The 23,582-nt window shown below is 53.4% G+C and carries 28 protein-coding genes; 10 read left to right on the top strand and 18 right to left on the bottom strand.

Features of this window, described 5'->3' with window-relative positions:
* From M0644_RS01725 to M0644_RS01710, 4 genes are read right to left on the bottom strand one after another with little or no spacing between them, the layout of a single operon-like run.
* A complete protein-coding gene (locus M0644_RS01725) occupies nt 1–438 on the bottom strand; it encodes a M48 family metallopeptidase (RefSeq protein ID WP_226971983.1) in 438 nt (145 codons plus the stop codon).
* 12 nt (nt 439–450) lie between these two features.
* On the bottom strand, nt 451–804 hold the full coding sequence (locus M0644_RS01720) for an iron-sulfur cluster assembly accessory protein (RefSeq protein ID WP_206201439.1): 354 nt from the start codon (nt 802–804) through the stop codon (nt 451–453).
* Between the two features lie 40 nt (nt 805–844).
* Nucleotides 845–2,281: a dihydrolipoyl dehydrogenase gene (lpdA, locus tag M0644_RS01715; protein WP_286626320.1), complete on the bottom strand. Its 1,437-nt coding sequence runs from the start codon at nt 2,279–2,281 to the stop codon at nt 845–847.
* Nucleotides 2,282–2,339: 58 nt separating this feature from the next.
* Nucleotides 2,340–3,302: a DUF362 domain-containing protein gene (locus M0644_RS01710; protein WP_286626318.1), complete on the bottom strand. Its 963-nt coding sequence runs from the start codon at nt 3,300–3,302 to the stop codon at nt 2,340–2,342.
* A 142-nt stretch (nt 3,303–3,444) separates the two neighbouring features.
* Between M0644_RS01710 and M0644_RS01705 the strand changes: the two genes are divergently transcribed.
* Nucleotides 3,445–3,849: a hypothetical protein gene (locus M0644_RS01705; protein ID WP_149817595.1), complete on the top strand. Its 405-nt coding sequence runs from the start codon at nt 3,445–3,447 to the stop codon at nt 3,847–3,849.
* Here the strand turns inward: M0644_RS01705 and M0644_RS01700 are convergent.
* Nucleotides 3,823–5,280 carry a site-2 protease family protein gene (locus M0644_RS01700; protein ID WP_286626317.1) on the bottom strand — a complete coding sequence of 486 codons (1,458 nt, stop codon included), beginning with the start codon at nt 5,278–5,280 and terminating at the stop codon, nt 3,823–3,825. The genes M0644_RS01705 and M0644_RS01700 overlap by 27 nt on opposite strands.
* Here M0644_RS01700 and M0644_RS01695 point away from each other — a divergent pair.
* Both M0644_RS01695 and M0644_RS01690 read left to right on the top strand, forming a co-directional pair.
* Nucleotides 5,279–5,953, top strand: a complete 675-nt coding sequence (locus M0644_RS01695) for an MBL fold metallo-hydrolase (RefSeq protein ID WP_149817593.1) — start codon at nt 5,279–5,281, stop codon at nt 5,951–5,953. The genes M0644_RS01700 and M0644_RS01695 overlap by 2 nt on opposite strands.
* Nucleotides 5,954–6,185: 232 nt before the next feature.
* The gene (locus M0644_RS01690; RefSeq protein WP_149817592.1) at nt 6,186–6,623 is read left to right on the top strand and encodes an Hsp20/alpha crystallin family protein; all 438 of its coding nucleotides are present in this window, start codon (nt 6,186–6,188) and stop codon (nt 6,621–6,623) included.
* A gap of 102 nt (nt 6,624–6,725) precedes the next feature.
* Here M0644_RS01690 and grxD read toward each other — a convergent pair whose 3' ends face one another.
* From grxD to M0644_RS01675, 3 genes are all read right to left on the bottom strand, one after another.
* A complete protein-coding gene (gene grxD / locus M0644_RS01685) occupies nt 6,726–7,049 on the bottom strand; it encodes a Grx4 family monothiol glutaredoxin (RefSeq protein ID WP_149817591.1) in 324 nt (107 codons plus the stop codon).
* A 61-nt stretch (nt 7,050–7,110) separates the two neighbouring features.
* On the bottom strand, nt 7,111–7,362 hold the full coding sequence (locus M0644_RS01680) for a BolA family protein (RefSeq protein ID WP_149817589.1): 252 nt from the start codon (nt 7,360–7,362) through the stop codon (nt 7,111–7,113).
* Nucleotides 7,363–7,430: 68 nt separating this feature from the next.
* Nucleotides 7,431–10,526: a response regulator gene (locus M0644_RS01675; RefSeq protein ID WP_286626316.1), complete on the bottom strand. Its 3,096-nt coding sequence runs from the start codon at nt 10,524–10,526 to the stop codon at nt 7,431–7,433.
* A 119-nt stretch (nt 10,527–10,645) separates the two neighbouring features.
* Here M0644_RS01675 and petG point away from each other — a divergent pair, with 119 nt between their 5' ends.
* Nucleotides 10,646–10,759 (top strand): cytochrome b6-f complex subunit V, encoded by a 114-nt coding sequence (gene petG / locus M0644_RS01670; RefSeq protein WP_149817584.1) that lies wholly within the window; start codon nt 10,646–10,648, stop codon nt 10,757–10,759.
* Nucleotides 10,760–10,802: 43 nt separating this feature from the next.
* Entirely contained in the window at nt 10,803–12,152 is a 1,350-nt protein-coding gene (der, locus tag M0644_RS01665) for a ribosome biogenesis GTPase Der (protein ID WP_286626315.1), read from the top strand.
* Here the strand turns inward: der and M0644_RS01660 are convergent.
* From M0644_RS01660 to M0644_RS01650, 3 genes are read right to left on the bottom strand one after another with little or no spacing between them, the layout of a single operon-like run.
* On the bottom strand, nt 12,149–13,354 hold the full coding sequence (locus M0644_RS01660) for an ABC transporter substrate-binding protein (RefSeq protein WP_149817580.1): 1,206 nt from the start codon (nt 13,352–13,354) through the stop codon (nt 12,149–12,151). The two genes, der and M0644_RS01660, sit on opposite strands and share 4 nt — an antisense overlap.
* Nucleotides 13,355–13,873, bottom strand: coding sequence for an acetolactate synthase small subunit (gene ilvN / locus M0644_RS01655; RefSeq protein ID WP_149817577.1), 519 nt, complete (start codon nt 13,871–13,873; stop codon nt 13,355–13,357).
* A 49-nt stretch (nt 13,874–13,922) separates the two neighbouring features.
* Nucleotides 13,923–14,567, bottom strand: a complete 645-nt coding sequence (locus M0644_RS01650) for a J domain-containing protein (RefSeq protein ID WP_286626313.1) — start codon at nt 14,565–14,567, stop codon at nt 13,923–13,925.
* A gap of 69 nt (nt 14,568–14,636) precedes the next feature.
* Between M0644_RS01650 and M0644_RS01645 the strand changes: the two genes are divergently transcribed.
* From M0644_RS01645 to M0644_RS01635, 3 genes are read left to right on the top strand one after another with little or no spacing between them, the layout of a single operon-like run.
* Nucleotides 14,637–15,191, top strand: a complete 555-nt coding sequence (locus M0644_RS01645) for a shikimate kinase (protein ID WP_286626312.1) — start codon at nt 14,637–14,639, stop codon at nt 15,189–15,191.
* Nucleotides 15,185–15,742 (top strand): DUF4126 domain-containing protein, encoded by a 558-nt coding sequence (locus M0644_RS01640; protein ID WP_286626310.1) that lies wholly within the window; start codon nt 15,185–15,187, stop codon nt 15,740–15,742. Before M0644_RS01645 ends, M0644_RS01640 begins: the two co-directional genes overlap by 7 nt.
* Before the next feature lie 43 nt (nt 15,743–15,785).
* A complete protein-coding gene (locus tag M0644_RS01635) occupies nt 15,786–16,334 on the top strand; it encodes a pentapeptide repeat-containing protein (RefSeq protein WP_286626309.1) in 549 nt (182 codons plus the stop codon).
* On the opposite strand, the gene msrA is transcribed toward M0644_RS01635, so the two are convergent.
* The 5 genes from msrA to M0644_RS01610 all read right to left on the bottom strand — a co-directional run bounded on the left by msrA (nt 16,331) and on the right by M0644_RS01610 (nt 20,655).
* Entirely contained in the window at nt 16,331–16,990 is a 660-nt protein-coding gene (gene msrA, locus M0644_RS01630) for a peptide-methionine (S)-S-oxide reductase MsrA (protein WP_149817567.1), read from the bottom strand. The two genes, M0644_RS01635 and msrA, sit on opposite strands and share 4 nt — an antisense overlap.
* An 80-nt stretch (nt 16,991–17,070) precedes the next feature.
* Nucleotides 17,071–17,640, bottom strand: coding sequence for a DUF4340 domain-containing protein (locus M0644_RS01625; protein WP_286626307.1), 570 nt, complete (start codon nt 17,638–17,640; stop codon nt 17,071–17,073).
* A 37-nt stretch (nt 17,641–17,677) separates the two neighbouring features.
* Nucleotides 17,678–19,648, bottom strand: coding sequence for an acetate--CoA ligase (acs, locus tag M0644_RS01620; RefSeq protein ID WP_286626306.1), 1,971 nt, complete (start codon nt 19,646–19,648; stop codon nt 17,678–17,680).
* Nucleotides 19,649–19,715: 67 nt separating this feature from the next.
* Nucleotides 19,716–20,195: a DUF2214 family protein gene (locus M0644_RS01615; RefSeq protein ID WP_310438400.1), complete on the bottom strand. Its 480-nt coding sequence runs from the start codon at nt 20,193–20,195 to the stop codon at nt 19,716–19,718.
* Between the two features lie 106 nt (nt 20,196–20,301).
* Nucleotides 20,302–20,655 (bottom strand): hypothetical protein, encoded by a 354-nt coding sequence (locus tag M0644_RS01610; protein ID WP_149817561.1) that lies wholly within the window; start codon nt 20,653–20,655, stop codon nt 20,302–20,304.
* Between the two features lie 187 nt (nt 20,656–20,842).
* Between M0644_RS01610 and M0644_RS01605 the strand changes: the two genes are divergently transcribed.
* Nucleotides 20,843–22,195: an AAA-associated domain-containing protein gene (locus M0644_RS01605; protein WP_149817559.1), complete on the top strand. Its 1,353-nt coding sequence runs from the start codon at nt 20,843–20,845 to the stop codon at nt 22,193–22,195.
* Nucleotides 22,196–22,205: 10 nt separating this feature from the next.
* Here M0644_RS01605 and M0644_RS01600 read toward each other — a convergent pair whose 3' ends face one another.
* Complete coding sequence (locus tag M0644_RS01600; protein ID WP_149817557.1) at nt 22,206–22,550, bottom strand: carboxymuconolactone decarboxylase family protein; 345 nt, start codon at nt 22,548–22,550, stop codon at nt 22,206–22,208.
* Nucleotides 22,551–22,878: 328 nt separating this feature from the next.
* Here M0644_RS01600 and M0644_RS01595 point away from each other — a divergent pair, with 328 nt between their 5' ends.
* Nucleotides 22,879–23,334: a hypothetical protein gene (locus tag M0644_RS01595; protein WP_149817555.1), complete on the top strand. Its 456-nt coding sequence runs from the start codon at nt 22,879–22,881 to the stop codon at nt 23,332–23,334.
* Between the two features lie 29 nt (nt 23,335–23,363).
* On the opposite strand, the gene M0644_RS01590 is transcribed toward M0644_RS01595, so the two are convergent.
* Nucleotides 23,364–23,561, bottom strand: a complete 198-nt coding sequence (locus M0644_RS01590) for a DUF2949 domain-containing protein (RefSeq protein WP_190278154.1) — start codon at nt 23,559–23,561, stop codon at nt 23,364–23,366.
* Nucleotides 23,562–23,582 lie beyond the last annotated feature (21 nt).

The raw sequence follows: 23,582 nt of genomic DNA, 5'->3' as shown, positions 1-23,582 counted from the left end.
CTATCCCCCCAATACCCACTGTTTGACGCGGGCAAGGCTCTCCCAATTGGGTTTGCGCTGCAGGCCGTCGGCAAAGTTATCGATGACCTCTTGGCGCAGCTCAGCGACAGCAGCAACAACGGTTTGCGCCAATTCGATGTGGGGACGAACCCCCTTTTGGCCTGTTTCTAGCATCGCTACCGCAAGGTTAATGCGGGCTTGGGGGTCTTCAGGATTTAGCTTGACCGCTTTTTGGGCAGCCTTCAGGGCAGATTGGGGCTTGTCATCGAGGAGATAGAGCCACGCTAAGCACGTCCAAGCGGCGCTACTTTTTTGAGCACGCTGGCAAATCTCTTTGAAGGTGGGAATCAGTTCCGCCGGCGGTGCCCCTTCTTTGTAGCGGGCGATCGCCGCCTCAAATTGACGTTCAACGTCACTCACCGGTTGAGATGTGGTCAAGGGCAGGACTCCTTAGGCAGAAAATGAGGTACCACAGCCACAGGTTTGGGTGGCATTGGGATTCGTAAACTTAAAGCCGCCACCAATGAGGGCGTTGCTGTAGTCGAGCACCAAGCCATAGATGTAGAGCATACTCTTGGGATCGGAGACCACTTTGAAGCCATCATAGTCAAAGACTTCATCATCGGGACGGATATTGGCGGGGTCTTCAAAGTCCATCGTGTAGGACATGCCGGAGCAACCACCTCCTTTGACGCCGACCCGCAAACATAGGTCTTTGCCGTGCTTATCGCGGAGTTCAAGCACGTGCTTGAGAGCAGCTTCGGTCATCATGATTCCCTTGGCGGGCTGTGTGGCCTGTGTCATCACCCACTCCTGAAAGACTCCAAACTTTATCGTAGCAAGTTCAGCGGTGGCTCACCATCTCGTGGGCACGCTTAAAGGCTTCGTCAAGGACCTCCGAGAGGGTGGGATGGGTGTGGACATTAAAGGCTAAGTGGCTCACGGTTTGGCGATCGCGAATGGCATTGGCGGCCTCTTGAATTAAATCCGAAGCATGGAGACCAAAGATATGCGCCCCCAGTAGCTCGCCGGTATCCGCACGGAAGATCACCTTGGCAAGGCCATCGGTTTCGGTTTCCGCCAGCGCTTTTGAGTTGCCCTTGAAATAGGTGCGTGCCACTTGGACTTCAAAACCTTCTTTTTCCGCCAATTCGCGGGCTTGGGGTTCCGTCAGGCCAACAAAACTGATTTCTGGATGGGTAAACGCCGCTGCAGGAATACTGCGATAATCCACTTGGCGTGGTCGGCCAACAATGGTTTCCACGACAGCAATTCCCTGCGCCGAAGCGGCATGGGCAAGCATCATTTTCCCCGTGGCGTCACCGATCGCCCACAGGTGGGGAACGGGTTTCCCTTTTTTCGTTACTGCCAAATACTCATTGACGGGGATAAAGCCACGCTTATCGGTGTTGACGCCCACACTCTCTAGGCCAATATCTTGAGTGGCGGGAATGCGACCGGTGGCCACAAGGCAGGCATCCACCTCTAGAACCTCCACCACTTCGTTGGTTTTGGCATCCGCCAATTCAATGACCACCGGACTACCGGGAATCACCCGCTTGGCTAAGGTACCGCTGTAGGTTTCAATGTCGCGAGGGGCAATCAAGACCCGCTGTGCCTGTTTGGCAATATCTGGATCAAAGGTGGGCATGAGTTGATCCAGTGCCTCAATCATGGTCACTTCGCAACCCAAGGCGGTGTAAATATCGGCAAACTCTAGGCCAATATAGCCACTGCCAATGATGGCTACCCACTGCGGCAACCAATCCAGCTTAATGGCATCATCACTGGTATAAACGGTCTTGCCATCCACTTCAATGCCGGGGGGAACCCAAGGCACTGACCCCGTGGCAATGATAATGTCCTTGGCGGTAACAATTTTTTCCCCTGTGGGGGTGCTGATGCTCACTTTTTGGGAACCCGCCACTTTCCCGCGGCCAATGAGCGTATCCACACCGAGACGCTTGAGGCTGTTTGTCAGATCACTGCGGATTTTTTGTACCAAATTGGCGGCATGGGCAGCCACACCCGCGCGATCCACATTCACCTGCCCCAGTTGAATCCCTAAGGCTTGCCAATGATTGGTTTGACGCAGTTCCCGTACCCGTCCGGCTGCTGCAAGGAGTGCCTTTGAGGGAATACAGCCGCGATTGACGCAGGTGCCCCCCATTTCTGCGGCTTCAACAATGGCCGTTTTCAGACCGACACTCACGGCATGCAGGGCAGCCCCATGTCCCCCCACACCCGCACCGATAATGACGAGATCGTAGTCAAAGCTCAAGGACGGTTCTCCCCAACAGCATTTTCCTAGCTTATCAAAGGCCGTCCCCCCTGAGAACTTAGACCTTTTGGCTATAGGCGGTTAGGGGTTCTTTGATCCAACGAATATAGAGATGTTTGAAGGTGGATTTGAGGACACGCGGCGCGCCAAAGTCAATGGGCATCATCTGCTGCGGCAGTTGCCAATCCCGAATCGCCAATTCATGGGGCTGTGCCAAGGGAAAGTCAATCTCACTGAGGTCATAGTTGTAGCCAAGGGCGGTGGCGGCACGCTGGGTGGGAACGCGATCCGGATCAACATTCAGAACCGCCACAAGAGCGCGATCGAGGGCAAAGACATCGCGACTGGCACCCAAAATATTCAGGGGGCGCGGCGTTCCCCCACTGGGGCCATTGCCTTCATGGCCGATAATGCCATCCACAATCGTGAGGTCGGGGGCGATCGCCCGTGCAGTTTCCACGAGCATGCGGCCAAAGCGATCGGCATCCTTGCCGGCTTCCATATGCCACCATGCCTTCATTTTGCCGGGGACACAGCCAAAGAGATTCTTGACCCCAAGGGTGAGGGTGAGTTGCACATGGGATTTGACCTTGGGTAGGTTAATGACGACATCGGCGGCCATCGCTTCTTTGCTCAGGCGCAGGTGAGCAAATTCAGGATTGGCGGTGGCATAGCGATCGCCATGGAATTCAATGACCGGTAAATTCAATTCCTGAATAAAGGGCAAATAGCCATTGTTGCGGGCGACCCCCAATGCCGAGCCAAAGGCAGGTCCATCCCCTAGGAAGGGTTGTCCCCCCACCGCCTGCACCATTTTGGCAACGCAATAGACCAGTTCTGGGCGAGTGACGCATTCGTGTTTTGGTCGTGCGCCGGTGAGTAAATTCGGCTTGAGCAGCACGCGATCGCCCGGTTTGACGATCGCCGCCATTCCCCCCAAGGGCGCTAGGAGTTCCTCAAGGGATGCACTGAGACGGTCAAGGTCATAGGATGTTGCCCGCAGTAAACTCACGCTTGGCATCGGAGGCTCCTTGTCACTGGCATTGTTTCTCAACAGTGTGCCACAAAGATAAAATTGAGGCTTTGCAATCCCTGCCCAATGATCCTCTCAAACCAACATTAGATGATGAGAAAGCTGCAAAAAGATACGATAGAGAAGAGAAATGTCTGCTAACGAGCGATCGCGAATGCCCCAAGGCCTTGAGTCAGAATTTCGGCAGCAGGTGGATCGCCTGCATCGCTTTACCGTTCTCATGCGCTGGAGTGTGGTGCTCTTTCTTTGGCTGACGGTTGGCACATTGAGTCTCTGGGGCTTCCGTTATGAAATTAGCCTGATGCGGGAGCATTTTACGTGGGCAGCGTTGCGTTATGGCATTCTCTTCAATCGGCTGCCGGCGATCGGTTTGGCGCTGTGCATTGGCATGACCCTGAGCGTTCTCTACTGGCAGACCCGCAACATTTTCTGGGGCAGATCCCCCAAGTGGCAGCAACGCCTAGAAAAACAAGTCCTGCGCATTCGTCAACAGGGGCAACGCCATCCCCTATGGCATTGGGTGTGTCGGCAGTAGCAAATCCCCCAGAGGTGCCGGCACCGGCAAAATAATGAGCAATAGCAACACCAGTGCCATCAAGCCAAGGGCATCGCGCCAGTTATCCAATTCACTGACATCATTGAGGGCAGGTTCATCAAAGGCAGGCATAAAGAAGAGGATCAAGGCCCAGACAAAGAGCCACGGTTGAATAAAGGAGAGAATCAGCACCAGTAAACGGCTGACTTGGCCAATGACTGCCCCCGCCCGATGACCATACATCGCATGGACAATGTGCCCCCCATCCAATTGACCCACCGGCATCAAGTTCAAAGCCGTCACCACCAAGCCCAGCACCCCCGCCACTGCCATCGGATGGAGGTGTAGCGCACTATCACTCTTGAGGGCAGCGCCAAAAATGGCTTTGGCAATCAGGGCAAAGAGAAGCGAAATGCGGGGACTAAACACTTGGGGATTGAGGGGCTGCTCGGAAGCATTGGCGGGCAGTTGTACCACCTCGGACTGCTGTAGTCCCCAAACTAGAATCGGTAGCGTCACGAGCAATCCCGCAAGGGGACCCGCCATACTGATGTCAAAGAGGGCACGGCGATGGGGAACGGGCGATCGCATCTGGATAAAGGCCCCCAGTGTGCCCATGGCAAAGGGGAGAGGAATAAAGTAGGGCAGCGTTGCTTTGACGCGGTAATACCACGCGGTGGCAAAGTGTCCCAGTTCATGGATGCCCAAAATCAACAGCAGACTGACACTGTAGGGCAACCCCTGCCAGAGCAAACTGGGATTGAGTCGCAGCTCCGCCGCCGTCAGATCAGGCGCCACGAGTGCCAAGCCAGCAACGGTGGTGGTGAGAAAGGTTAAGGCAAGTAGGCCAAGGCTAAGACCGGGACGAAAAAGCTGTTGGGGCTGGGGCAGGCGATCGCGAGGAATCAAGGCAAAAAAGGGCTTATTACTCAAACCCATTTGAAACATGACCAGAAAGCGATCGCCAAAGCGTTGGGCAATATTGCGCTCCACGGTTTCATAGACTTGGTTGGCATCCCCGCGCATTTGCCCCCGGCAGATCACCGCCTGCGGACGATACTCAATTTGTTGCAGATAGTACATGCCCCAAGGGAAACAGCTCTGCAATTGCGTTTCTTCATCCTGATTGAGGAGCTTGCCATTTTCCGTCGGTGTGGGCGGTGGGGGTGTGGGTGGTGCCGCTGGTAAGGAGGGCTGGCCTCGGCGCAAAAGCACAAGATAGAGCACCGAACTGGTGACAAAAACAAGGATCAACCATCCCGACGGCACAGGGGTATTCCCTAAAAGCAGCATCCAACCCCCAATAAAAAATGCTGGCAACATCAGCACCAGCCATAGGAGCCACCAAGGGGTTTGACTGACACGGGCAGCACTCTGGCGGACAATAAACACCAAGATCAAACCCAATACAATAAGGGAAATCCATGTCATGATTTCGATACCTGTGGCTCAACAACAGAAACCGCCCCGCCTTGTATTGCCCATGGTTTACGGGTTTCCACCAAACCGCGAGACGCTGGGAGGCACTGCTTATCTCATTGTAGAAAATGATGGCAATACCCTTATTGATTCCCCCCCTTGGACAGAGAGCAGCCAAAATTGGCTCAGGGAGCAGGGTGGCGTTCAGCGCCTCATCCTTACCCATCGGGGGGCGATCGCCCGCGTTCGTGAGCTGCAGCGCACCTTTAACTGTGAAGTGATCATCCATGCCCAAGAGGCCTACCTGCTGCCCCAAGTGGCCGTGACCACCTTTGGGAACCATCTGCAAGTCAGTGAAACCCTCGAAATCCTCTGGACACCCGGTCACTCCCCCGGCAGCGCCTGTGTCTATTGGTCTGGCCAAGGGGGTGTTCTCTTTAGCGGTCGTCACCTACTCCCTACGCCGACGGGAGAACTGGCACCGATGAAAACGGCGACCACCTTCCACTGGCCTCGACAACTGCGCAGTGTTGAGACATTAAAAGCCTTTTGTCGGCAGAAGTCCCTGAGTTATCTCTGTCCGGGGGCAAATATTGGTTTTCTGCGGGGGACACTGGCGATCGCCAATGCCCAAGCCATTCTGCAAGAAATCCCTGTTGATAACCTTTTGGCTAACAAGGTTTAATGTTTCCTTAATTTCCCCATCAGGATAATACAGGTTCGGGAAAAGGAACTTGGAGAGATCGTTAAACCCCACTTGGATCAAGACTTGCATCCTCTATAGTGAAGGTAGGCAGAGGGAATAAGCCCAAGCAATACCAAGGTAAACAAAAACAAAGTTAATTGTTGGTGCTGTTCTCTCTGTAAGTCATCCCGTGGGCAATCTAAAACCTTAAGGAATACAGGAGGATCAGCGTATGGCACTCGTTCGTTGGGAACCGTTCCGCGAAATCGATGCGCTACAACGCCAAATGAACCGTCTATTTGATGAATTGATTCCCTTGACCGAACGCCGCAACGATCTTAGCTTCCTGCCGGCAGCCGAACTCGAAGAAACCCCTGATGCTTTGCTTCTAAAAATTGAACTGCCCGGCATGGAGGCCAAAGACCTCGACATTCAAGTGACGGCGGATGCGGTCTCTGTCAGTGGCGAACGCAAATCTGAAAGCCAAAGCGAAAGCAATGGTATCAAACGCACCGAATTCCGCTACGGTAAATTCCAACGGGTCATTCCTCTGCCAGTGCGGATTCAAAACACCGATGTCAAGGCCGAATACAAAGATGGCATCTTGCACCTGACCCTGCCGAAAGCGGAAGAAGAGAAAAACCGCGTCGTCAAAGTGAACCTTGGCTAATCCGCCATTCTCTCGGCCAAACGGTCAAGGTTGTTGAACAGATGATGAAGCTCCCCCAGCAATGGGGGATTTATTTTGGGCGTCAGTGAAGGTGAGCAAAAACTATGAAGCGAAGGCCACCTCAACCAGTTGTTGCAACTCACCACTTTGGTATAGCTCAATGAGAATGTCCGAGCCACCAATAAACTCACCATTGATAAACACTTGGGGAATCGTTGGCCAGTTGGAATACTCCTTAATCCCTTGGCGAATCTCAAAATCCTCAAGGACATCCACCGTTTCATAGGGAACACCGAGGGCATTCAGGATTTGCACCGCATTGTTGGAAAACCCGCATTGGGGCATGAGCTTGCTGCCCTTCATAAAGACAATGATTTTGTTGCTTTTGACGAGGTGATCAATTTTGGCGTGGAGTTCGGGTGTCATCGTTGGCTTTCCCTCTTGAGTTCACAAGTTACAAAAGAACAGCAATAGATTGCATTCTAAATCACTGGCGTTGTGCCCATTGCTGGGGGGTATAGGTCTTGAGGGCAAGGGCGTGGAGTTCATTGCTGGCCATGAGATCCTTAAGGCTGCTATAGACCAATTGGTGCTGCTGCACCAGTCGCTTACCCTCAAAGGCGGCAGAGACCACTACAGCTTCGTAATGATCGCCACCCCCGGTCAAATCTTGCACTTGCACAAAGGCATCGGGCAAGCTGGATTGAATTAAGGTGGTCAGTTGTTCAGGGGTAACCATAGATAATTATTTATTCCTAGCTGGAATTAAGAACCCGTTAATCTATCTCTTTAGTCTATCGCTAAATGTTAAGTTGTTGAGGTCTGGAGGGGATGGCACTGACGGAGGGCACGCACCAAGTCTTCAAGGTTAATGGGCTTGCTCACATAGTCGTCCATACCTGCATCCAAGCAAAGCTGGCGATCGCTCTCCATGGCATTGGCGGTCATGGCAATAATTCGCGGACGGGGTTGGTTCAGCTGTTGAAACAGATTAATCACCTCACGGGTAGCCGTTATCCCATCCATCTCCGGCATCTGCATATCCATCAAAATCACATCGTAGGGCTGCCGTTGCACCGCATCCAGCACCTCCAAACCATTGGCAGCAATATCACCGCGATAGCCCAATTTTTCTAAGATGCGCAGTGCCACCATTTGATTGACTTTGTTGTCCTCGGCAATGAGAATCCGCAGCGGCGGCAGACCAGCTTTTAAGTCTTCAAAGGATAGGGCAGCCGCTGGCTTAGGCGATACCGTTGTCGGCTCTTGGCCAAATAAATGGTTAAAGACATTGTACAGTGTGGACTGTTTGACCGGCTTGCTGATCAGGGCAGAGAATAAAGCAGTTTCCGACTCTGGCAGTGTATTGCCCAGGGAGGTCAGCAGAATCAGGGGCAATTGCGTGTAGGTGGCGCGAATTTTACGAGCAAGGGAAATGCCATCCATCTCCGGCATTTGCAGATCTAAAATGGCCACATCCGGCAGGGCTTGTTGTTGAAGAAGCACAAGGGCCTTGCGGCCACTCTCAGCCACAAGGGGGTGCATTTTCCAGTTTTTGGTTTGTAGGGCCAAAATTTGACGGTTGGTGGCATTGTCATCCACAATGAGCACGCGCCGATTTTCAAGATGGCCGACCCCCCTGCTCTCTTTGGCAATGGCCCGCGGATTGACGAGAAATTTGACAGTAAAGTAAAAAACAGAGCCACTTTCTTCAATTGGGATCGATTCATAGTTGGCTGGGGGTGTGCCGCCAACGGCCAAAGGATCTGTAGCCGTTTTACTTTCTACCCAAATTTGCCCCCCCATATGCTCCACAAGGCGTTGACAAATGACAAGGCCCAAACCTGTGCCGCCGTAGTGCCGAGTGGTTGAGGCATCCACTTGCATAAAGGGCTGAAAGAGGCGAGCCATGCCCGTTGGCGAAATGCCGATGCCCGTATCCTGAATGGCAAACCAGTAGGAGTAATAGCAGGGCATAAACTCATACTGGCTCATTGGTGCAGGCATGCCCTTAAGGTAGAGGGTCACATTGCCACCTTGGGTAAATTTGATGGCATTGCCCATGAGATTCACCAAGACCTGCCGCAGCCGCCCCATATCACCAATGACCTCATAGGGAATCCCTGGCTCAATATGGGCAGCTAGTTCCACCTGGCGATCGCTGGCTCGACTGGCCAAAAGGTCGAGGACTTCTTCGACGCAGTTACACAGGTTAAAGGGATAGCTCTCTAACTGCAGCTTGCCCGACTCAATCTTAGAGAAATCGAGAATATCATTGATGATGGCAAGTAGGGCATCACCACTGAGGCGAATGGTGTTGACAAATTCCCGCTGTTGGGGATTGAGGGGGGTATCCAGCAGTAATCCAGTGAGGCCAATGATGGCATTCATTGGGGTGCGAATTTCATGGCTCATGGTGGCCAAAAATTCACTCTTGGCCCGGCTGGCTTCCTCGGCAGCCCTACGCGCTTGCTCTAGGAATTCCTGCTGCTGGATCATTTGGGAGATGTCTTCCCAGGTGCCAACAAAGCGATCTTTGCCACGGCTTTGCTGCAGAGGAATAATCCGCGCCCTAATCCAGCGACTACTGCCGTCTTCTTTAACCACCCGGAAGCGCTCGTTGAGGGGTACCCTCTTTCGCTGGCAGCCGGCCCATGCCTTCAAGACGCGATCGCGATCCTCAGGGTGCAGGCGTTCTATCCACTGTTGTTCGGCTTCCTCCAGACTGTTGACGCCCAACAGGTCTAGAAGTGCCTGATTCAAAAAGGTGGGTCGTCCCTCGGCATCTAGAGTAAAAATGCCCACCGGCGCCATTTTGCTGACACTACGAAAGCGCGCTTCACTTGACCTTAGGAGTTCTCGCAATTGCTCTTTGCGCTGGCGATCGCGGGCAATGATCAAGAGAGCACCAGCCGCCAAAACGGATAGGGCAGCAAAGAGGACAAGGAACTCCTGGTGGAGGCGGCGGCTGTATTGCGCCAACAGGGTGTCAGAAAGCCGCGAAACCAGCCACCAACGGGTGCTGCTCGAGTCCCTAGCCGAATTGGTTGCTCGATCAGCAGAGAGGTAGTTGGCCTTTAGGGGAAAAAAGGCTTGATAGACAAATAGCCCCTGGGGGCTCAATAGGCTGCCTCGAGGCCGTCGTTGCATTTGTTGCCACAGCAGCGGATATTGATTGCGGATCGTAAACTGCTGTCGCTCAGGATAATGGAATCCCCATTCTTGGTGATTATTTTCTGCAATGAACCAATAGCCTTGGTCATCTGCTAGGAGACAGCTGCTGTTCCCTAGATTGCAATTGTTGATCAACTGATTGAGAAGGTGGCTGGCGCGGTAACGAACCAGCAAAACCCCCCTTGGTGCTGCTTTTTGGTACAGGGGTACCCCAATATACAAAACAGGTTGAGCCAAGCTGATACCAGTGCCCTCTATTATATCCAAGGGGGAAATAAAAATCTGGTTGGGGGTCAATCGCTGTAGGATAGGCCAGTAGCGGTCAATTGTCTTGGTCGCAGCGGCATCCGTCGCTTTGGGTGTTGCATGCCACTGAAAACGCACCCTGCCCTCTGGATCAAAAAAATAAAATTGATCATAGTGTTTTTTGAGGCGTTGCCATGCTGCCAGTCCTGCCTTTGCCTTTTCGTGAGCCTCTTCCCCAGCAGAAGCCTCCATTAAATTAGACAACACCTGCAGTGCCATCAAAGCTCTCAACTCTTCAACCGCGTCATCCAAGATCATTCTTAGGAGCAGCCGGCTGCGCTCTAGTTTATACTCCTCTTGCAGTTGTAAGTCCTTAAGAAGGGCGTGGCGTTGGCTAAAATAGAGGGGTGTTAACAGAGCGGCAATGACTGCTGTTGTGGGCAAAAATAACTTAATGAAAGAGAAAAGAGGAAAGCGAAACATGGACGTTCTCGCTGGCGGTGAGGATGATTTTTCCTGATCAACAGGGAGATGCCGGTACAGCGCCCATTCATTAGTGTATCGTGGGGAATGGAGTTCATGGTTAAAAGGGGTGTAAGGCCATGATTGAACCTTTACTGTGCGGCATTGTGCTGGGGCTAATTCCAGTCACATTAGCGGGCTTGTTCTTTGCTGCCTACCAGCAGTACAAGCGCGGCAGTCAATTTGAGACCTAGGTTGAGGGGTAAACTAAAGCCTGATTCTGCAAACAACACGCCTATGGCTTTGCCCGTTGTTGCCGTTGTAGGACGCCCCAATGTGGGCAAGTCCACCTTTGTCAATCGCTTGGCCGGGGAACGGGATGCCATTGTCCACGATCAGCCCGGTGTAACCCGCGATCGCACCTACCGCCCAGCCTTTTGGCGCGATCGGGAGTTCTTGGTGGTGGATACCGGCGGACTCGTCTTTGACGATGACAGTGAGTTTCTCCCCCTGATTCGCCAACAGGCGGAACTGGCTCTGCAGGAGGCAACAGCTGCAATTTTAGTGGTAGATGGCCAAGCAGGACCCACTGCCCTAGACTATGAGATTGCGGCTTGGTTGCGACAGCATCCTGTTCCTGTTTTACTGGCGGTCAACAAATGCGAATCTCCTCAAATGGGTCAGGCGCAGGCGGCAGAATTTTGGGCGCTGGGTCTAGGGGAACCCTACCCCATTTCCAGTATTCATGGCAGCGGTACGGGGGAATTGCTGGATCAGTTGATGACCCACTTACCCGCAGCGGCAACGCTCCCCGAGGCGCCGGAAATTCAGGTGGCCATTGCTGGGCGTCCCAATGTGGGCAAATCCAGTTTGCTCAATGCCTTGATTGGGAGCGATCGCGCTATTGTCAGTCCGATTTCAGGTACCACCCGTGACGCCATTGATACCGTGATTGAACACAATGGCACCCAGTACCGCTTCATTGATACCGCCGGCATTCGTAAGCGGAGTCATGTGGCCTACGGGCCTGAGATGTTTAGCGTCCACCGAGCTTTTAAGGCCATTCATCGCTCTGATGTGGTGCTTCTGGTTTTAGATGCCTTGGAAGAAATTACCGAGCAGGATCAACGCCTTGCCGGTCACATTGCCGATCAGGGACGAGCCTGTGTGCTGATTATGAACAAATGGGATGCTGTTCCCGAAAAGGATACCTATACAATTCACACCTATCGCGATCGCCTGTATCAGCGGCTGCATTTTCTGGAGTGGGCAGAGGCTCTCTTTGTGAGCGCAAAGACAGGTCAACGCCTCGAGAAAATTTTTGCCGCTGTGGATGCGGCGGTTGAACAACATCGTCGCCGCGTCAGTACGGCAGTGGTCAATGAAGTCATCCAAGAAGCTCTGCGCTGGCACACGCCCCCCGCCACTCGTCAAGGTCGCCAGGGGAAAATCTACTACGCCACCCAAGTGGCCACCCAGCCGCCAACATTTGCGATTTTTGTCAACGATGCCAAACTCTTCAAGGACAACTATCGCCGCTACATTGAAGGGCAAATTCGCCAACAACTGGGATTTCGAGGCACCCCCATTCGTCTCCTTTGGCGCAGTAAGAAACCTCGTGAAGCTGCTGAGTTAGTTGCCCGTTAGGGTTGGCGTTCAACTTTTTTCACCAAACTAAACTTCCCACTCTGGCCATCCTCACTCATCTCAATCTGGCCAACGTAAAAGAAGCGTTGCAGCACTTCGCCTTCAGGGGTAAAGCGAATTTCCCCAAGGGGGGTTTCATAGACTCCCTTGAGAATCTCTTGATTCAAGGCCTGACGCAAATCAGCAAGGGGCAATTCCGACAGGTTCTTTTCTTGAGACAGTCGTGCCAAGGAGTCCGCAAAGACTTGAACTGCCGTAAAGGCTTGAGCACTGAATTGAGAGGGGGCTTGACGATATTTGGCTGCAAAGGCGTCGCGAAACTTGACATTCATGGGATCGGGGTTTTCGGGATTATAGGCCTGCGCCACCAGAACGCCATTGCAGAGGCGACGACAAACGGGGAAGAGGTTGACTGTGTTGACGCCATTCCCGCCCAAAATTAGGCCTTGGTAGCCCAATTCCCGTAGTTGGCGAATCAAATTGCCGCCGTCGGCTGCTAAGCCGGAGATAACAATTAAATCAGGTTTGAGATTGAGGGTGGCATTGATTTGGGCTTGGAAGTTGGTATCCGTGGTTTGGGTCTGCTGGACAGTCACCAATTCAAGCTTGGGGTTCTCGCGAATGGCCTTTTGAAAAATCTCAGTTTCTGAGCGACTAAAGGCATCGTCTTGGGCAAAAAAGACCGCCACTCGGCGAATGTTGGGATTAATCTCAAGGGCTGCTTGAATTGCCGTGGGCGCCACCACATCCACCCCTGCGGAGACGCGACTAATGAAGGCACCGATTTCGGGAATGCCACGGGCGGTGTTGGAAGGAGCCACCACGGGGACACCAGCCTGCTCGGCAATAGGATCGGCACTAAAAGCCTGCTGCGAGAGGGTGGGGCCAACAATGCCAATCACGCGATCGCGATTGATTAAGGTTTGAAAAACATTCACTGCCCCCGCTTCATCACTGCCGGTATCCTGAATCACCAGCCGTAGGGTCTGCCCCTTGATCTGGCCGGCTTGGTTGAAAAACTCCCCGGCGACTTGCACCCCCTGTAGAGCCTCTTGGCCGTAGAGAGCAGCATTACCGGTTTGAGCGAGGGCAACCCCAAGGGGTAATGAATTGTTGCTTACTGAGGGAGACTCCGTTGCGGTACAGCTACTGAGGGCGATCGCCCCTAGTGCAAGTAATAACCAGCGATACTTCCCCGCCAATTAGACCCGTGCCTCCAAGGACTTCAGGTATTCCGTATTCACCCCGGACTCGCGCACAAGGGCAATCTTCCCGGTGCGGGCAATTTCGCGAATCCCAAATTTATTGAGCATTTGGACAATGGCCACCATCTTGCCGGGGTCACCCGACACCTCAATAGTCAGGGAATCATCGGACACATCCACCACCTTGGCACGGAAGATTTGTACCAGCTCAAGAATTTCAGAGCGGGTGCTGGCGGTGGCATTCACCTTCAAGAGCATCAGTTCCCGTTCCACACAGGGAATCGTGGTAATATCCTGCACCTTGAGGACATTGATCAGCTTGTAGAGTTGCTTGGTCAATTGCTCAATGATGGCATCGTCGCCGGGCACGACCATCGTAATGCGGGAGATGCCAATTTGCTCCGCAGGGCCTACCGCTAAGCTCTCAATGTTAAAGCCACGCCGCGCAAATAAACCGGCAATGCGAGTGAGCACACCCGCCTCATCTTCCACCAAAACCGATAGGGTATGTTTCATAACTGGGATTGAATCTTGCTGCCATGCTGGGATGCTGATTCTCTCTAGTTTAGCGGACAAGCTGACACTCTGCGAAGAGGCGCTGGGCAATGCGAAAGAGTTCCTGCCCAGTGTGCAAATAGCGATCGTCGTAACTGTGGCTAAATTGCTCTAGCTCATCGAGACCATCCACCAGTTGATTCAAACAGTAATAGAGGTGGGCTGCCACCTTGGCCACAGCAGCGGGGTTGGGTTGGGCTTGGAACGTATAGCGGGCGCGGGTGAGGGCGCGACGACAGTCCTGCAAGTAGGTAAGGAAATGATCCATGAGGTCATCATCAAAGGGATCAGCTGCAAGGGCATCAATCTGGCGGGGGAGCGATCGCAAGACCGCTTCAATAATCCGACTCACGGGGTTGTAGGTGAGTACCAGCCATTGCTCTAGCTCGCGATCGGCCGCTTGGGAACGCTGCACATCAGGCTTAGCGGTTGTTTGCTGGACACGGTGCTGGGCATCATAGGCCTGCCGACACTGCTCATCCCCCAAGATTTCATAGGCGGCGTTAATGGCGGCCATCCGCTCATGGCTGGAGCGATCGCTAGGATGGTAGTCGGGGTGATACTGCTTGACTAAGCGGCGATAAGCGGCCTTAATCTCGGCTTGGGTCGCCGTTACTGCCACCTGTAGTGTCACGTAGGGATTGGGCTGGGACATCGAAATGGTGAGAAGACCTCCATATTTAGGTTAAAGTGCTGATTTGGCGGTGTCGAGAAATGGTTATCTATGGAACTGCAAGAACGCCTTGGGGGAGTCAATATCTATCTTGTGGGCATGATGGGTGCCGGTAAAACCACTACGGGTCGGATACTGGCCCAACGTTTGGGCTACGGGTTTGTGGATACAGATGCAGTGATTACGGAGTTTCGCCAACGACCGATTCGCGAGATCTTTGCCCAAGAGGGGGAGGCTGCTTTTCGGGAGTTGGAACAACAGGTCTTAGCACAAGTCTCTAGTTACCATCATTTGGTCGTGGCCACCGGTGGCGGCATTGTCCTCAACCCGATGAACTGGAGTTATTTGCGCCATGGCATTGTCGTCTGGCTTCATGTCCCCCTTGCGGTGCTCTGTCAGCGCCTGCGCCAAGATCAGGAACGTCCCCTGTTGCAGGATCAGCCCCTTGAGGAACGCTTGAGTGAACTGCTGCAAGCGCGTCAATACCTCTATGCGCAGGCGGATTTAGAACTGGCGATTACGGCTGAGGATACCCCAGAAACGGTGTGCGATCGCCTGTGGGAAACCCTCCCCAATATCTTGAAACCCATAGAGCCATCATGCTAGAAGTTCTAGCGATTCTTTCAGCAGCAGCGGCCGGCGGGCTACGACTGGCACTTCCCCTCCTGTTAATTGGTCTATTGCAGGGGGAACAACTGTGGTCACAGGTGCCTTTACTGCGCCATTTTTCCCCCTATGGCGTGGTTGGTGTTTTAGCCGCTTGGTCGTTTCTGGAGATTTTCTTGACGGGCAATGTCTGGGGCTACCGCCTGATTATCCTTGTGCAACTGTGCTTTAGCCCCCTTGTGGGTGCCCTCCTTGGCATGACCGTGGCAACAGCAACAGAGACACCGCAGTGGCTCATTGGTACCCTGAGTGGTCTTTTTGCCTTTGTGTTGCAATTGGTGCAGGTAGGTTGGTTTTATCGGCTGGGGAAGTTACCCCGCTGGGTGATTGTCGGGCAGGATATCCTGTGTATGGTGTTAATTTTATTTGCCCTCAGGGCACCCAAGCAGGGCGGGTTGATTGCCTTACTCCTGTTGTGGTTGGCCGTTCGCAGTGCTAAGGATTGGCAACAACGACATCAGCGCTCCCGCCGCCAACGGCTAAATTCCTAGGACTTGTGCTAAAGTCTCTCTAGCGTGGCAGGAGGATGTGGATGTGAACCAGCAAGCATTCATCGCAACAGCAATGATTAGTGCGGCGCTTACCAGCGGTGCTGCTTTTGCCATGCCCTCCCCCATGCAGCAACTGGTGCAAACCAATGCTTGTCCCGGCTGTGATCTGCGGAATGTCGATTTACGGGGCTATAACTTAGCAGGGGCAAATTTGCGCGGCGCCAATCTTCAGGGCGCCAACCTCCAAGATACTAACCTCATGGTGGCCAATTTGGTCGGGGCAAATCTGAGTAATGCCAACCTCACCGCCGCTTATTTAGAACGAACTAACCTAGAACAGGCCAATCTCAGTGGTGCTAACCTGGGCCGTGCGATTTTGCGCCATAGTCGTGCCCGCCGTGCCAATTTCAACAACAGCAACTTAACGGGAGCCGATGTCCGCTATGGGGATTTTCGCCGCGCCAATCTCAACGGTGCCACTTTTGAGCAAGCCAATATGCAGTGGGCACGGTTAAACAATGCCACTGTCAGTCAGACCAACTTTAGCGATGCTTACCGTCCCCGTATGCCCTATCACCTCAATCTCCACTAGGCGCTAGGGGTGGCGCTCATCAGTTCGTAGGGAACCTTTGTGCCTCCAAGGCCGCAGTAGCCATTGACATTGCGATGGAGATATTGCTGGTGGTAGGGTTCGGCAAAGTAAAATTCAGGCGCTGGTAGAATTTCAGTGGTGATCGTGCCATAACCGGCGGCTTTTAGGGCTGCTTGGTAGCGATCGCGACTGGCCTCGGCAAGGGCTTTTTGCTCAGGGGAATAGTAGTAAATACCGGAGCGATACTGCGTCCCCACATCATTGCCTTGGCGCATGCCTTGGGTGGGGTCATGGTTTTCCCAAAAGACCTTCAGCAATTCTTCATAGGTCACCTTCTGGGGGTCAAAGACCACGCGCACCACCTCGTTGTGACCTGTCATGCCCGTGCACACCTCCTCATAGGTGGGATTGGGGGTATAGCCGCCAGCATAGCCCACAGCGGTGACATAGACCCCCGGCACCTGCCAAAACTTGCGCTCAGCTCCCCAAAAACAGCCCATACCAAACATGGCTAACTCCATGCCTTCGGGATAGGGAGGGGTGAGGGGATGACCATTCACAAGATGAGCCTCTGGCACGGGCATGGGTTCTGCTCGGCCGGGTAGAGCGGCACTGGGGCTAGGCATTGTCAACTTTTTGAATCCGAAGAATCCCATGGCTGATGTCCACTCGATAGTTCACTACGCTTTTATATTCTGACGAGCTTTTGGGGAGTCGTGCCAGAAGTCACAGCGTTCTAGTTTGCTGCTTGCTGACGCTCCCATTCCTGTAGGGGGCGCTGGAGGGCATTTTTAAGATCAAGGGGCACGAGGGTCACCGTCATTTTTTCGCGCGGTTCCGCTGGCGGGTCAATTTCCGCGTAGAGCTTGAGGCCGTCAAAGGTGGTGTCCCCCAAGTGTAAACGGTGCTGCTGGCCATCTTTAAGGGTGATATCCACAGTGGCCATAGGGGGAGCAAGGCCATAATCCCCGGCACGTTCAGTAGGTACATCGAGAGAGCGATCGCGCTGACCAGTGGTTAACAGGTTTAATAGGAACACAACCGTCCCTTCCTCTGCGGGGGTTTGCTTTTCCCGATCAATCACCCAGTGACCTGTAACCAACTTTCTCAGGTTGAGGCGGTAATCAGGGGTAATAATTTTCAGTGCCACCACATCCCCTTCTTGAAAGCCAAACAGAGGTTTTTTTGCCGCTGTATCAGTGCTATTGGGAGTAGGCAGTTGTTGTTCAAAAAGATAGAGGCCACCACCCAAAATGGCTGCCGTTGCTAAAAGAACTAGCGTTTGTGTGCGGATGCCAGTTGCCATAACCTATCAATTATAGACTCATTGATAGGGAAGACCCTCAAACCCCTTGGCGCAACTTATCCAGCACTGAGCGATCTTCCAATGTTGAAGTATCCCCAGCCACCTCTTGGCCAGCCGCAAGAGAACGCAGGAGCCGCCGCATGATTTTGCCCGATCGCGTTTTGGGCAGGGCATCGGTAAAGCGAATCTCCGCCGGCCGTGCCAAGGCACCAATTTCATTGACAACGTGCTGCTTTAATTCCTGTTGGAGAGCATCGCTGGGGGTAGCCGACCCTTCAAGAATCACAAAGGCAACGATTTCTTCCCCTTTGACCTCGTCGGGTTTACCGACAACGGCTGCTTCAGCAACAGCAGGATGGGACACCAATGCCGATTCAATTTCCATGGTGCCCAAGCGGTGACCGGAGACATTGATCACATCGTCAACCCGTCCCATCACCCAAAAGTAGCCATCTTCATCCTTGCGGGCACCATCACCGGTAAAGTAAACGTACTGGCCATCGCGAGGCGGAATGTGTTCCCAATAGGTGCGGCGGAAGCGATCGGGATCCCCATACACTGTGCGCATCATCCCCGGCCAAGGGTGACGAATCACCAGATAGCCGCCCTCGTTGACGCCGACAGGGTTACCCTCGAGATCCACGACATCAGCCAGGATCCCCGGAAAAGGCTTGGTGGCAGAGCCGGGTTTCATCGGAATCGCCCCCGGCAGTGAGGTGATCATGTGCCCCCCTGTTTCTGTTTGCCACCACGTATCCACAATGGGACAGCGCTCACCGCCAATGACCCGGTAGTACCACATCCATGCTTCGGGGTTAATAGGTTCACCCACGGTTCCCAAGAGGCGCAAAGAAGAGAGGTTCCGTGCGCGGGGCAAGTGTTCGCCCATTTTAATGAAGGCACGAATAGCCGTGGGAGCTGTGTAGAAAATAGTCACCCCATACTTCTCAATCACATCCCAGAAGCAACCGGGATTGGAGGCGCGGGGTGCCCCTTCATACATGAGGGTGGTTGCCCCATTGGACAGCGGCCCATAGACAATGTAGCTGTGACCCGTAATCCAGCCAACATCAGCGGTACACCAATAGACATCGCTCTCTTGGAGGTCAAAGACCCATTGAGTGGTGATGTGGGTGTAGAGGTTGTAACCCGCTGTGGTGTGGACAACGCCTTTGGGTTTGCCGGTGGAGCCAGAGGTGTAGAGAATAAAGAGTAAATCTTCGCTGTCCATGGGTTCGGCAGGACAGTCAGCGCTGACTCCCTTTTGCAGATCATGCCACCAGTGATCGCGACCGGGCACCATGGTCACTGGCTGCTGCGTGCGCTGCACCACCAAGACATGTTCAACGCTGGGAACCGCCTGATTGGCTAGGGCTTTATCCACTTGATCCTTGAGGGGCACAATGGCATCTTTGCGCCAGCCACCATCCGCCGTAACCACCAGCTTGGCTTGGGCATCAATGAGGCGATCGCGCAAGGCTTCGGCACTAAACCCCCCAAAGACCACTGAGTGGGGGGCGCCAATCCGTGCACAGGCCAACATGGCAATGGCTGCCTCTGGAATCATCGGCATATAGATACCCACGCGATCGCCCTTTTTCACCCCCAGTTGCTTGAGGACATTGGCAAATTGGCAGACTTCGCGGTGCAGTTGGGCATAGGTGAGGGTGCGGCTATCACCGGGTTCTCCTTCCCAGATCAAGGCTGCTTTATTCTTGCGCCAAGTCTTGAGGTGGCGATCCAAGCAGTTGTAGGTGATGTTGATTTTGCCATTGACAAACCACTTGGCATTGGGGGGCTGCCAATCCAGCACCTGATCCCAAGGTTGAAACCACTCTAATTCCTGTTGTGCCAATTCGCCCCAAAAGGCAGCGGGATCGGCTTTGGCCTTTTCGTAGAGGGCATTGTAGGCCTCAAGGGAATTGATCCGCGCCTTGGCCACAAAATCAGCGGGGGGATAAAAAAGGCGGTTTTCCTGAAGAATGGATTCAATCGTGGGATGACTCATCCGTTTTATCCGTGGCAGCAAGATCTATCATAGGGGCGATCGCTCCCCTACTGAAGATGACCCCTGCTTATCCCCGTTGAATCCAATCCAAACCAATCCCCCGCGCCATCATCGCTGCCAAAAAGGGAATGGCACTGAGAAAGGCCAGTTCAGCCCGAATCACCCAAGTCAAACGCTGCACCGTTGGTAACTCGAGGGTGGGAGCCTTCTCTTCCCGCAGCGGTTTAATCCACAGTAGAAAAGAGATTGTTGGATACAGCGACAATAGCCCCACCAAAATAAATAAGCCTACCTTGAGGTGAAAGATGGGGTTGGCCAAATAATATTCAGTGCCTTTGCCAAAATAGAGAACCCGCAAAATGCCCGTGACAAGAACAGTCACCGCAGCAATGCCATAGAGGGCATCCGTAATCACTAATCGCCAAGCCTGTTTAAGGTCTATATCCTTGCGCAGGGTGAGGTGCTCCACCACAAGGGCAGCAAAAGCCACCATAAAGCTGAGGTAGTGCAGATAGGCGATCGCGGCACTGCTCCAAAGGGTGTTCATCCGATAGCGTTCCTTGGCGAGAGGGAGACTTTGCAAAAAGGGCTGTATTGATCCTAGGGGGCAGCCTTGGGATGCGCAAGTGCCAACCCCCACAGGTTTTTAGGCTTTAGCCACGGCGTAGATCTTTGGCCATGGAGCGAAAGCGATCTAGGCTGGGATCACGGCGACGCCGTTCCTGTTCTTCTACTGGGGGCGTCACTACATCACTGACACTGGGTTCGGGTTTACCTTTGTTTTCTGCCTCTGGATTTACCTTTTCGATGGAGGAGACCAACTCCACCACTTCTACCTCTTCTTTGGCACCGCCGGTCGCAGGGAACGTTTTTTTCACGACCTTGGCGGTACGCATGTACTCAATGTTGCCGTAGGTCTTGGCTGCATCGGGATCGAGAAAAAAGTCTTTGCTGGGTTGGGCGTCAGCTTGCTTGCCCCGACGGAAAAGGCCATCAAAGAGTCCCATAGCGGAATTGTTACCTTTTGTGAAGAAACCGCTGATCAGTTTACAATAAAACCCCAAGGGGGGCTATCCAAAATTCCGCAAATGAGTGGCGATTGCCAACCCTAGTAGCAATTTTTGTCCCCTAGGTTTTCCAAGACCTGAATCCTCATGGTAGGTTAACGGTGGAAATGCCACAGGATGCAGGACCATGCACGCCAAAACCAAAGGGGAATCGCTCGTCCGCTTACTGGATGTGGGTAAGGCCTACCGTCAGCCCAACGGTCAGGTCATTAGCATTATGGAAAATATTAACCTTGAATTGCGCACGGGGGAAATTGTTGCGCTCCTAGGGCCATCGGGATCCGGTAAGTCAACCCTGATGCGCATTATTACGGGTTTGGTTGCGCCTACCTCTGGGCAGGTCTTGTACCGCGAGCAGCCAATGCAGGGCCTAAATCCGGGGGCGGCGATTGTCTTTCAAAGTTCGGCGCTCTATCCGTGGCTAACGGTTTTAGAAAATGTGGAATTGGGGCTAAAGGCTCTAGGAGAAGGCCCGCGATCGCGCCGCCGCAAGGCACTGCGGATGATTGACATTATTGGCTTGGATGGTTTTGAAAACGCCTACCCCAAGGAACTGTCGGGGGGGATGCGGCAGCGGGTGGGATTTGCCCGTGCCTTGGCGGTAGAACCCGAACTCCTGTGTATGGATGAGCCATTTTCCGCCTTGGACGTACTGACAGCAGAGAACCTGCGTTTTGAACTTCTCGATCTGTGGCTAGAGCATAAAATTCCTACCCAGAGTATTTTGATTGTCACCCACCACATTGAAGAAGCGGTCATTCTCGCCGATCGCATTATTGTTTTGGGGAGCAACCCCGGTCGCGTCCGCGCTGACTTTCCAGTGACATTGCCCCACTATCGCGATCGCAAGAACCCCGAGTTTCAAGCTACCGTGGATCGCATCTATAAAATTCTCACCAATCCCCATGTGGATGAATTGGAGCAACTGGAACCCAAGCCAGCTACCCTGCCCACGAGTCAAGAACCGCGTTATCCGCTGCTACCCCATGTGCGCATTGGCTCGATCGCCGGTCTATTGGAACTCTTAGAACACCGCAAAGAAGACCTCTACCGCATTGCTCAAGAGCTGCAACTGGAGCTAGATGATATTCTGCCCATTGTCGAAGCCGCCCAGATGATGGAACTGGTGGAACTCAAGGAGGGAGACATCAGCGTGACCCCGATTGGCAATGCCTTTATTCAGGGGGACATTGACCAGCGCAAGCTGATTATTCGCCAACAACTCCTCAAGCATATTCGCCTTGTGCAGCAAATCCACACTTTCCTAATGGCCAAGCAAAACCACCGCATTCCCGAAAGTTTGGTGCTGGATATTTTAGAGCGGCACTTTACGCCGCAGGAGGCCGATCGCCAGCTCAATACCGCCATTGACTGGGGACGCTACGCCGAACTCTTTAGCTACGACGAACCGGCCAAAGAAATTTTCCTTGAAGTCAGTGAACCCGAGGAGCCATTGCCCCTTGAAACGACAGCAGTCTGAGGGGAATTTCCTAATGGGTCTGCGCTTGGGTAAACTCCTCTAGCGCCTCCATCACATGGGTGGCATACATCAAGGCAGGGCCGCCATCCATGGCTACAGTCACCATGAGGGTTTCCATGATTTCTTCAGGGGTTGCGCCTGCATGCAAAGCAGCACGGGTGTGGAAGGCAATGCAGCCGTCACAGTGTTTGGCAACCCCAATGGCTAGGGCAATCAACTCTTTGGTTTTGGTATCAAGAGCACCGGGGGTTGACGAGGCCCGACTCAAGCTATAAAAGGCCTTCATGGCATCGGGCATCGCTGCCGTTAGCTTTGCCGTGTAGGATTTGATGTGGTTAATTTGCTCGGTGTACATCGCTGTTCTCAAACAATCGTGTTACGCCTATCATCGCCGCTGAAGGAGGCTACCCGCCCGAAACTTCAACGTTTTTTCTTCTTCATTAGTCTATTGGCAACTCCGCTTCGCTACATTACCGCGCCCTAACCCCCACCTGTGACGCGAGGATGGGGGAGTGCAGGCTAAACATGTTCGACGGTCACCGCCCTTGGTGATGAGCATCATCGGTTGCGGGTGAGAAACGCCACGGATGTTCTTAGTCAGCCCACCTAGGATAAGAGTAAGAGTATTCACCCCATAGGGGCTAGACAAAACTGTTCTCTCCATTCACACAAAGGACACCCAAATGCTGAATCAAAAAGGTTTACTCCTCGCCTGCCTCGCCGTTGCCCTCAGCCCCGCTGTGAGCCGTGCTGTACCTCTAGCTGCTACCCAGACCGTGCAATTGCAACCCCCAAGTAATGTACGGGTGCGCCCTACGATTATCGGCAAGATCAATAAATCTCCTTCTATCTCCTGCAATGAGATTGTGATTAATGCCACACTGCATCCTCCCGGCGGCTTTCCAGTGGGGGGTGCCACCGCTACTTTGTCCCCTGCTGGTAGTCATGGTTGCAGTTACAAAATTACCGTTCCGCCCGAGCTACTCGGTCAGAAGGTTCATCTCTGGGGAACGTTCAAGAGTCCCTCACCCCTGTTGTCAATTCAACCCGTGGGCTGGCAAAGTCCCATCTCTCTGCCTCAGCAATTAGGGATTTCCCAGAGCTATGACTTTGTTGCTAAGGAAACCGTGATTCATTAAGCCTAAATAAAGGAATTCTGAGAGCGCCACTAGGAGTGACTGGTTTCTAGCCAGTCAAAGATGCGGTCAAGCTGCTCAAGGCTCACCAAGCCATACTGCCAGAGAACAACGGGCAACAGATTCACCTGCTCATCGCAGTGCTTGAGGCCGAAGTCAATGGCAGCGGTGGGCAGTGCCATCTCCCGCTGTAGGAAGTCAATGAGTCGTGTCCAACGTGGCGTTTTCATGATTCCTATAACTACCACACC

This window comes from Thermosynechococcus sp. B1 (assembly GCF_030322985.1).
In the GTDB taxonomy this organism is placed as follows: domain Bacteria; phylum Cyanobacteriota; class Cyanobacteriia; order Thermosynechococcales; family Thermosynechococcaceae; genus Thermosynechococcus.
The sequence above is the reverse complement of the archived record's forward strand: the minus strand, read 5'-3'. Positions and strand labels throughout refer to the sequence as shown.

Bases quoted from the DNA above. Each gene is read 5' to 3' on its own strand.
- M0644_RS01675 (WP_286626316.1), bottom strand. From the start codon at position 10,526: ATGTTTCGCTTTCCTCTTTTCTCTTTCATTAAGTTATTTTTGCCCACA.
- M0644_RS01590 (WP_190278154.1), bottom strand. From the start codon at position 23,561: ATGAAAACGCCACGTTGGACACGACTCATTGACTTCCTACAGCGGGAG.
- petG (WP_149817584.1), top strand. From the start codon at position 10,646: ATGATTGAACCTTTACTGTGCGGCATTGTGCTGGGGCTAATTCCAGTC.
- M0644_RS01605 (WP_149817559.1), top strand. From the start codon at position 20,843: ATGCACGCCAAAACCAAAGGGGAATCGCTCGTCCGCTTACTGGATGTG.
- acs (WP_286626306.1), bottom strand. From the start codon at position 19,648: ATGAGTCATCCCACGATTGAATCCATTCTTCAGGAAAACCGCCTTTTT.
- M0644_RS01720 (WP_206201439.1), bottom strand. From the start codon at position 804: ATGACACAGGCCACACAGCCCGCCAAGGGAATCATGATGACCGAAGCT.
- grxD (WP_149817591.1), bottom strand. From the start codon at position 7,049: ATGACACCCGAACTCCACGCCAAAATTGATCACCTCGTCAAAAGCAAC.
- M0644_RS01650 (WP_286626313.1), bottom strand. From the start codon at position 14,567: ATGTCCCAGCCCAATCCCTACGTGACACTACAGGTGGCAGTAACGGCG.
- M0644_RS01690 (WP_149817592.1), top strand. From the start codon at position 6,186: ATGGCACTCGTTCGTTGGGAACCGTTCCGCGAAATCGATGCGCTACAA.
- M0644_RS01610 (WP_149817561.1), bottom strand. From the start codon at position 20,655: ATGGGACTCTTTGATGGCCTTTTCCGTCGGGGCAAGCAAGCTGACGCC.
- M0644_RS01645 (WP_286626312.1), top strand. From the start codon at position 14,637: ATGGAACTGCAAGAACGCCTTGGGGGAGTCAATATCTATCTTGTGGGC.
- msrA (WP_149817567.1), bottom strand. From the start codon at position 16,990: ATGGGATTCTTCGGATTCAAAAAGTTGACAATGCCTAGCCCCAGTGCC.
- M0644_RS01705 (WP_149817595.1), top strand. From the start codon at position 3,445: ATGTCTGCTAACGAGCGATCGCGAATGCCCCAAGGCCTTGAGTCAGAA.
- M0644_RS01700 (WP_286626317.1), bottom strand. From the start codon at position 5,280: ATGACATGGATTTCCCTTATTGTATTGGGTTTGATCTTGGTGTTTATT.
- M0644_RS01625 (WP_286626307.1), bottom strand. From the start codon at position 17,640: ATGGCAACTGGCATCCGCACACAAACGCTAGTTCTTTTAGCAACGGCA.
- M0644_RS01695 (WP_149817593.1), top strand. From the start codon at position 5,279: ATGATTTCGATACCTGTGGCTCAACAACAGAAACCGCCCCGCCTTGTA.
- ilvN (WP_149817577.1), bottom strand. From the start codon at position 13,873: ATGAAACATACCCTATCGGTTTTGGTGGAAGATGAGGCGGGTGTGCTC.
- M0644_RS01680 (WP_149817589.1), bottom strand. From the start codon at position 7,362: ATGGTTACCCCTGAACAACTGACCACCTTAATTCAATCCAGCTTGCCC.
- M0644_RS01595 (WP_149817555.1), top strand. From the start codon at position 22,879: ATGCTGAATCAAAAAGGTTTACTCCTCGCCTGCCTCGCCGTTGCCCTC.
- M0644_RS01600 (WP_149817557.1), bottom strand. From the start codon at position 22,550: ATGTACACCGAGCAAATTAACCACATCAAATCCTACACGGCAAAGCTA.
- der (WP_286626315.1), top strand. From the start codon at position 10,803: ATGGCTTTGCCCGTTGTTGCCGTTGTAGGACGCCCCAATGTGGGCAAG.
- M0644_RS01615 (WP_310438400.1), bottom strand. From the start codon at position 20,195: ATGAACACCCTTTGGAGCAGTGCCGCGATCGCCTATCTGCACTACCTC.
- M0644_RS01640 (WP_286626310.1), top strand. From the start codon at position 15,185: ATGCTAGAAGTTCTAGCGATTCTTTCAGCAGCAGCGGCCGGCGGGCTA.
- M0644_RS01710 (WP_286626318.1), bottom strand. From the start codon at position 3,302: ATGCCAAGCGTGAGTTTACTGCGGGCAACATCCTATGACCTTGACCGT.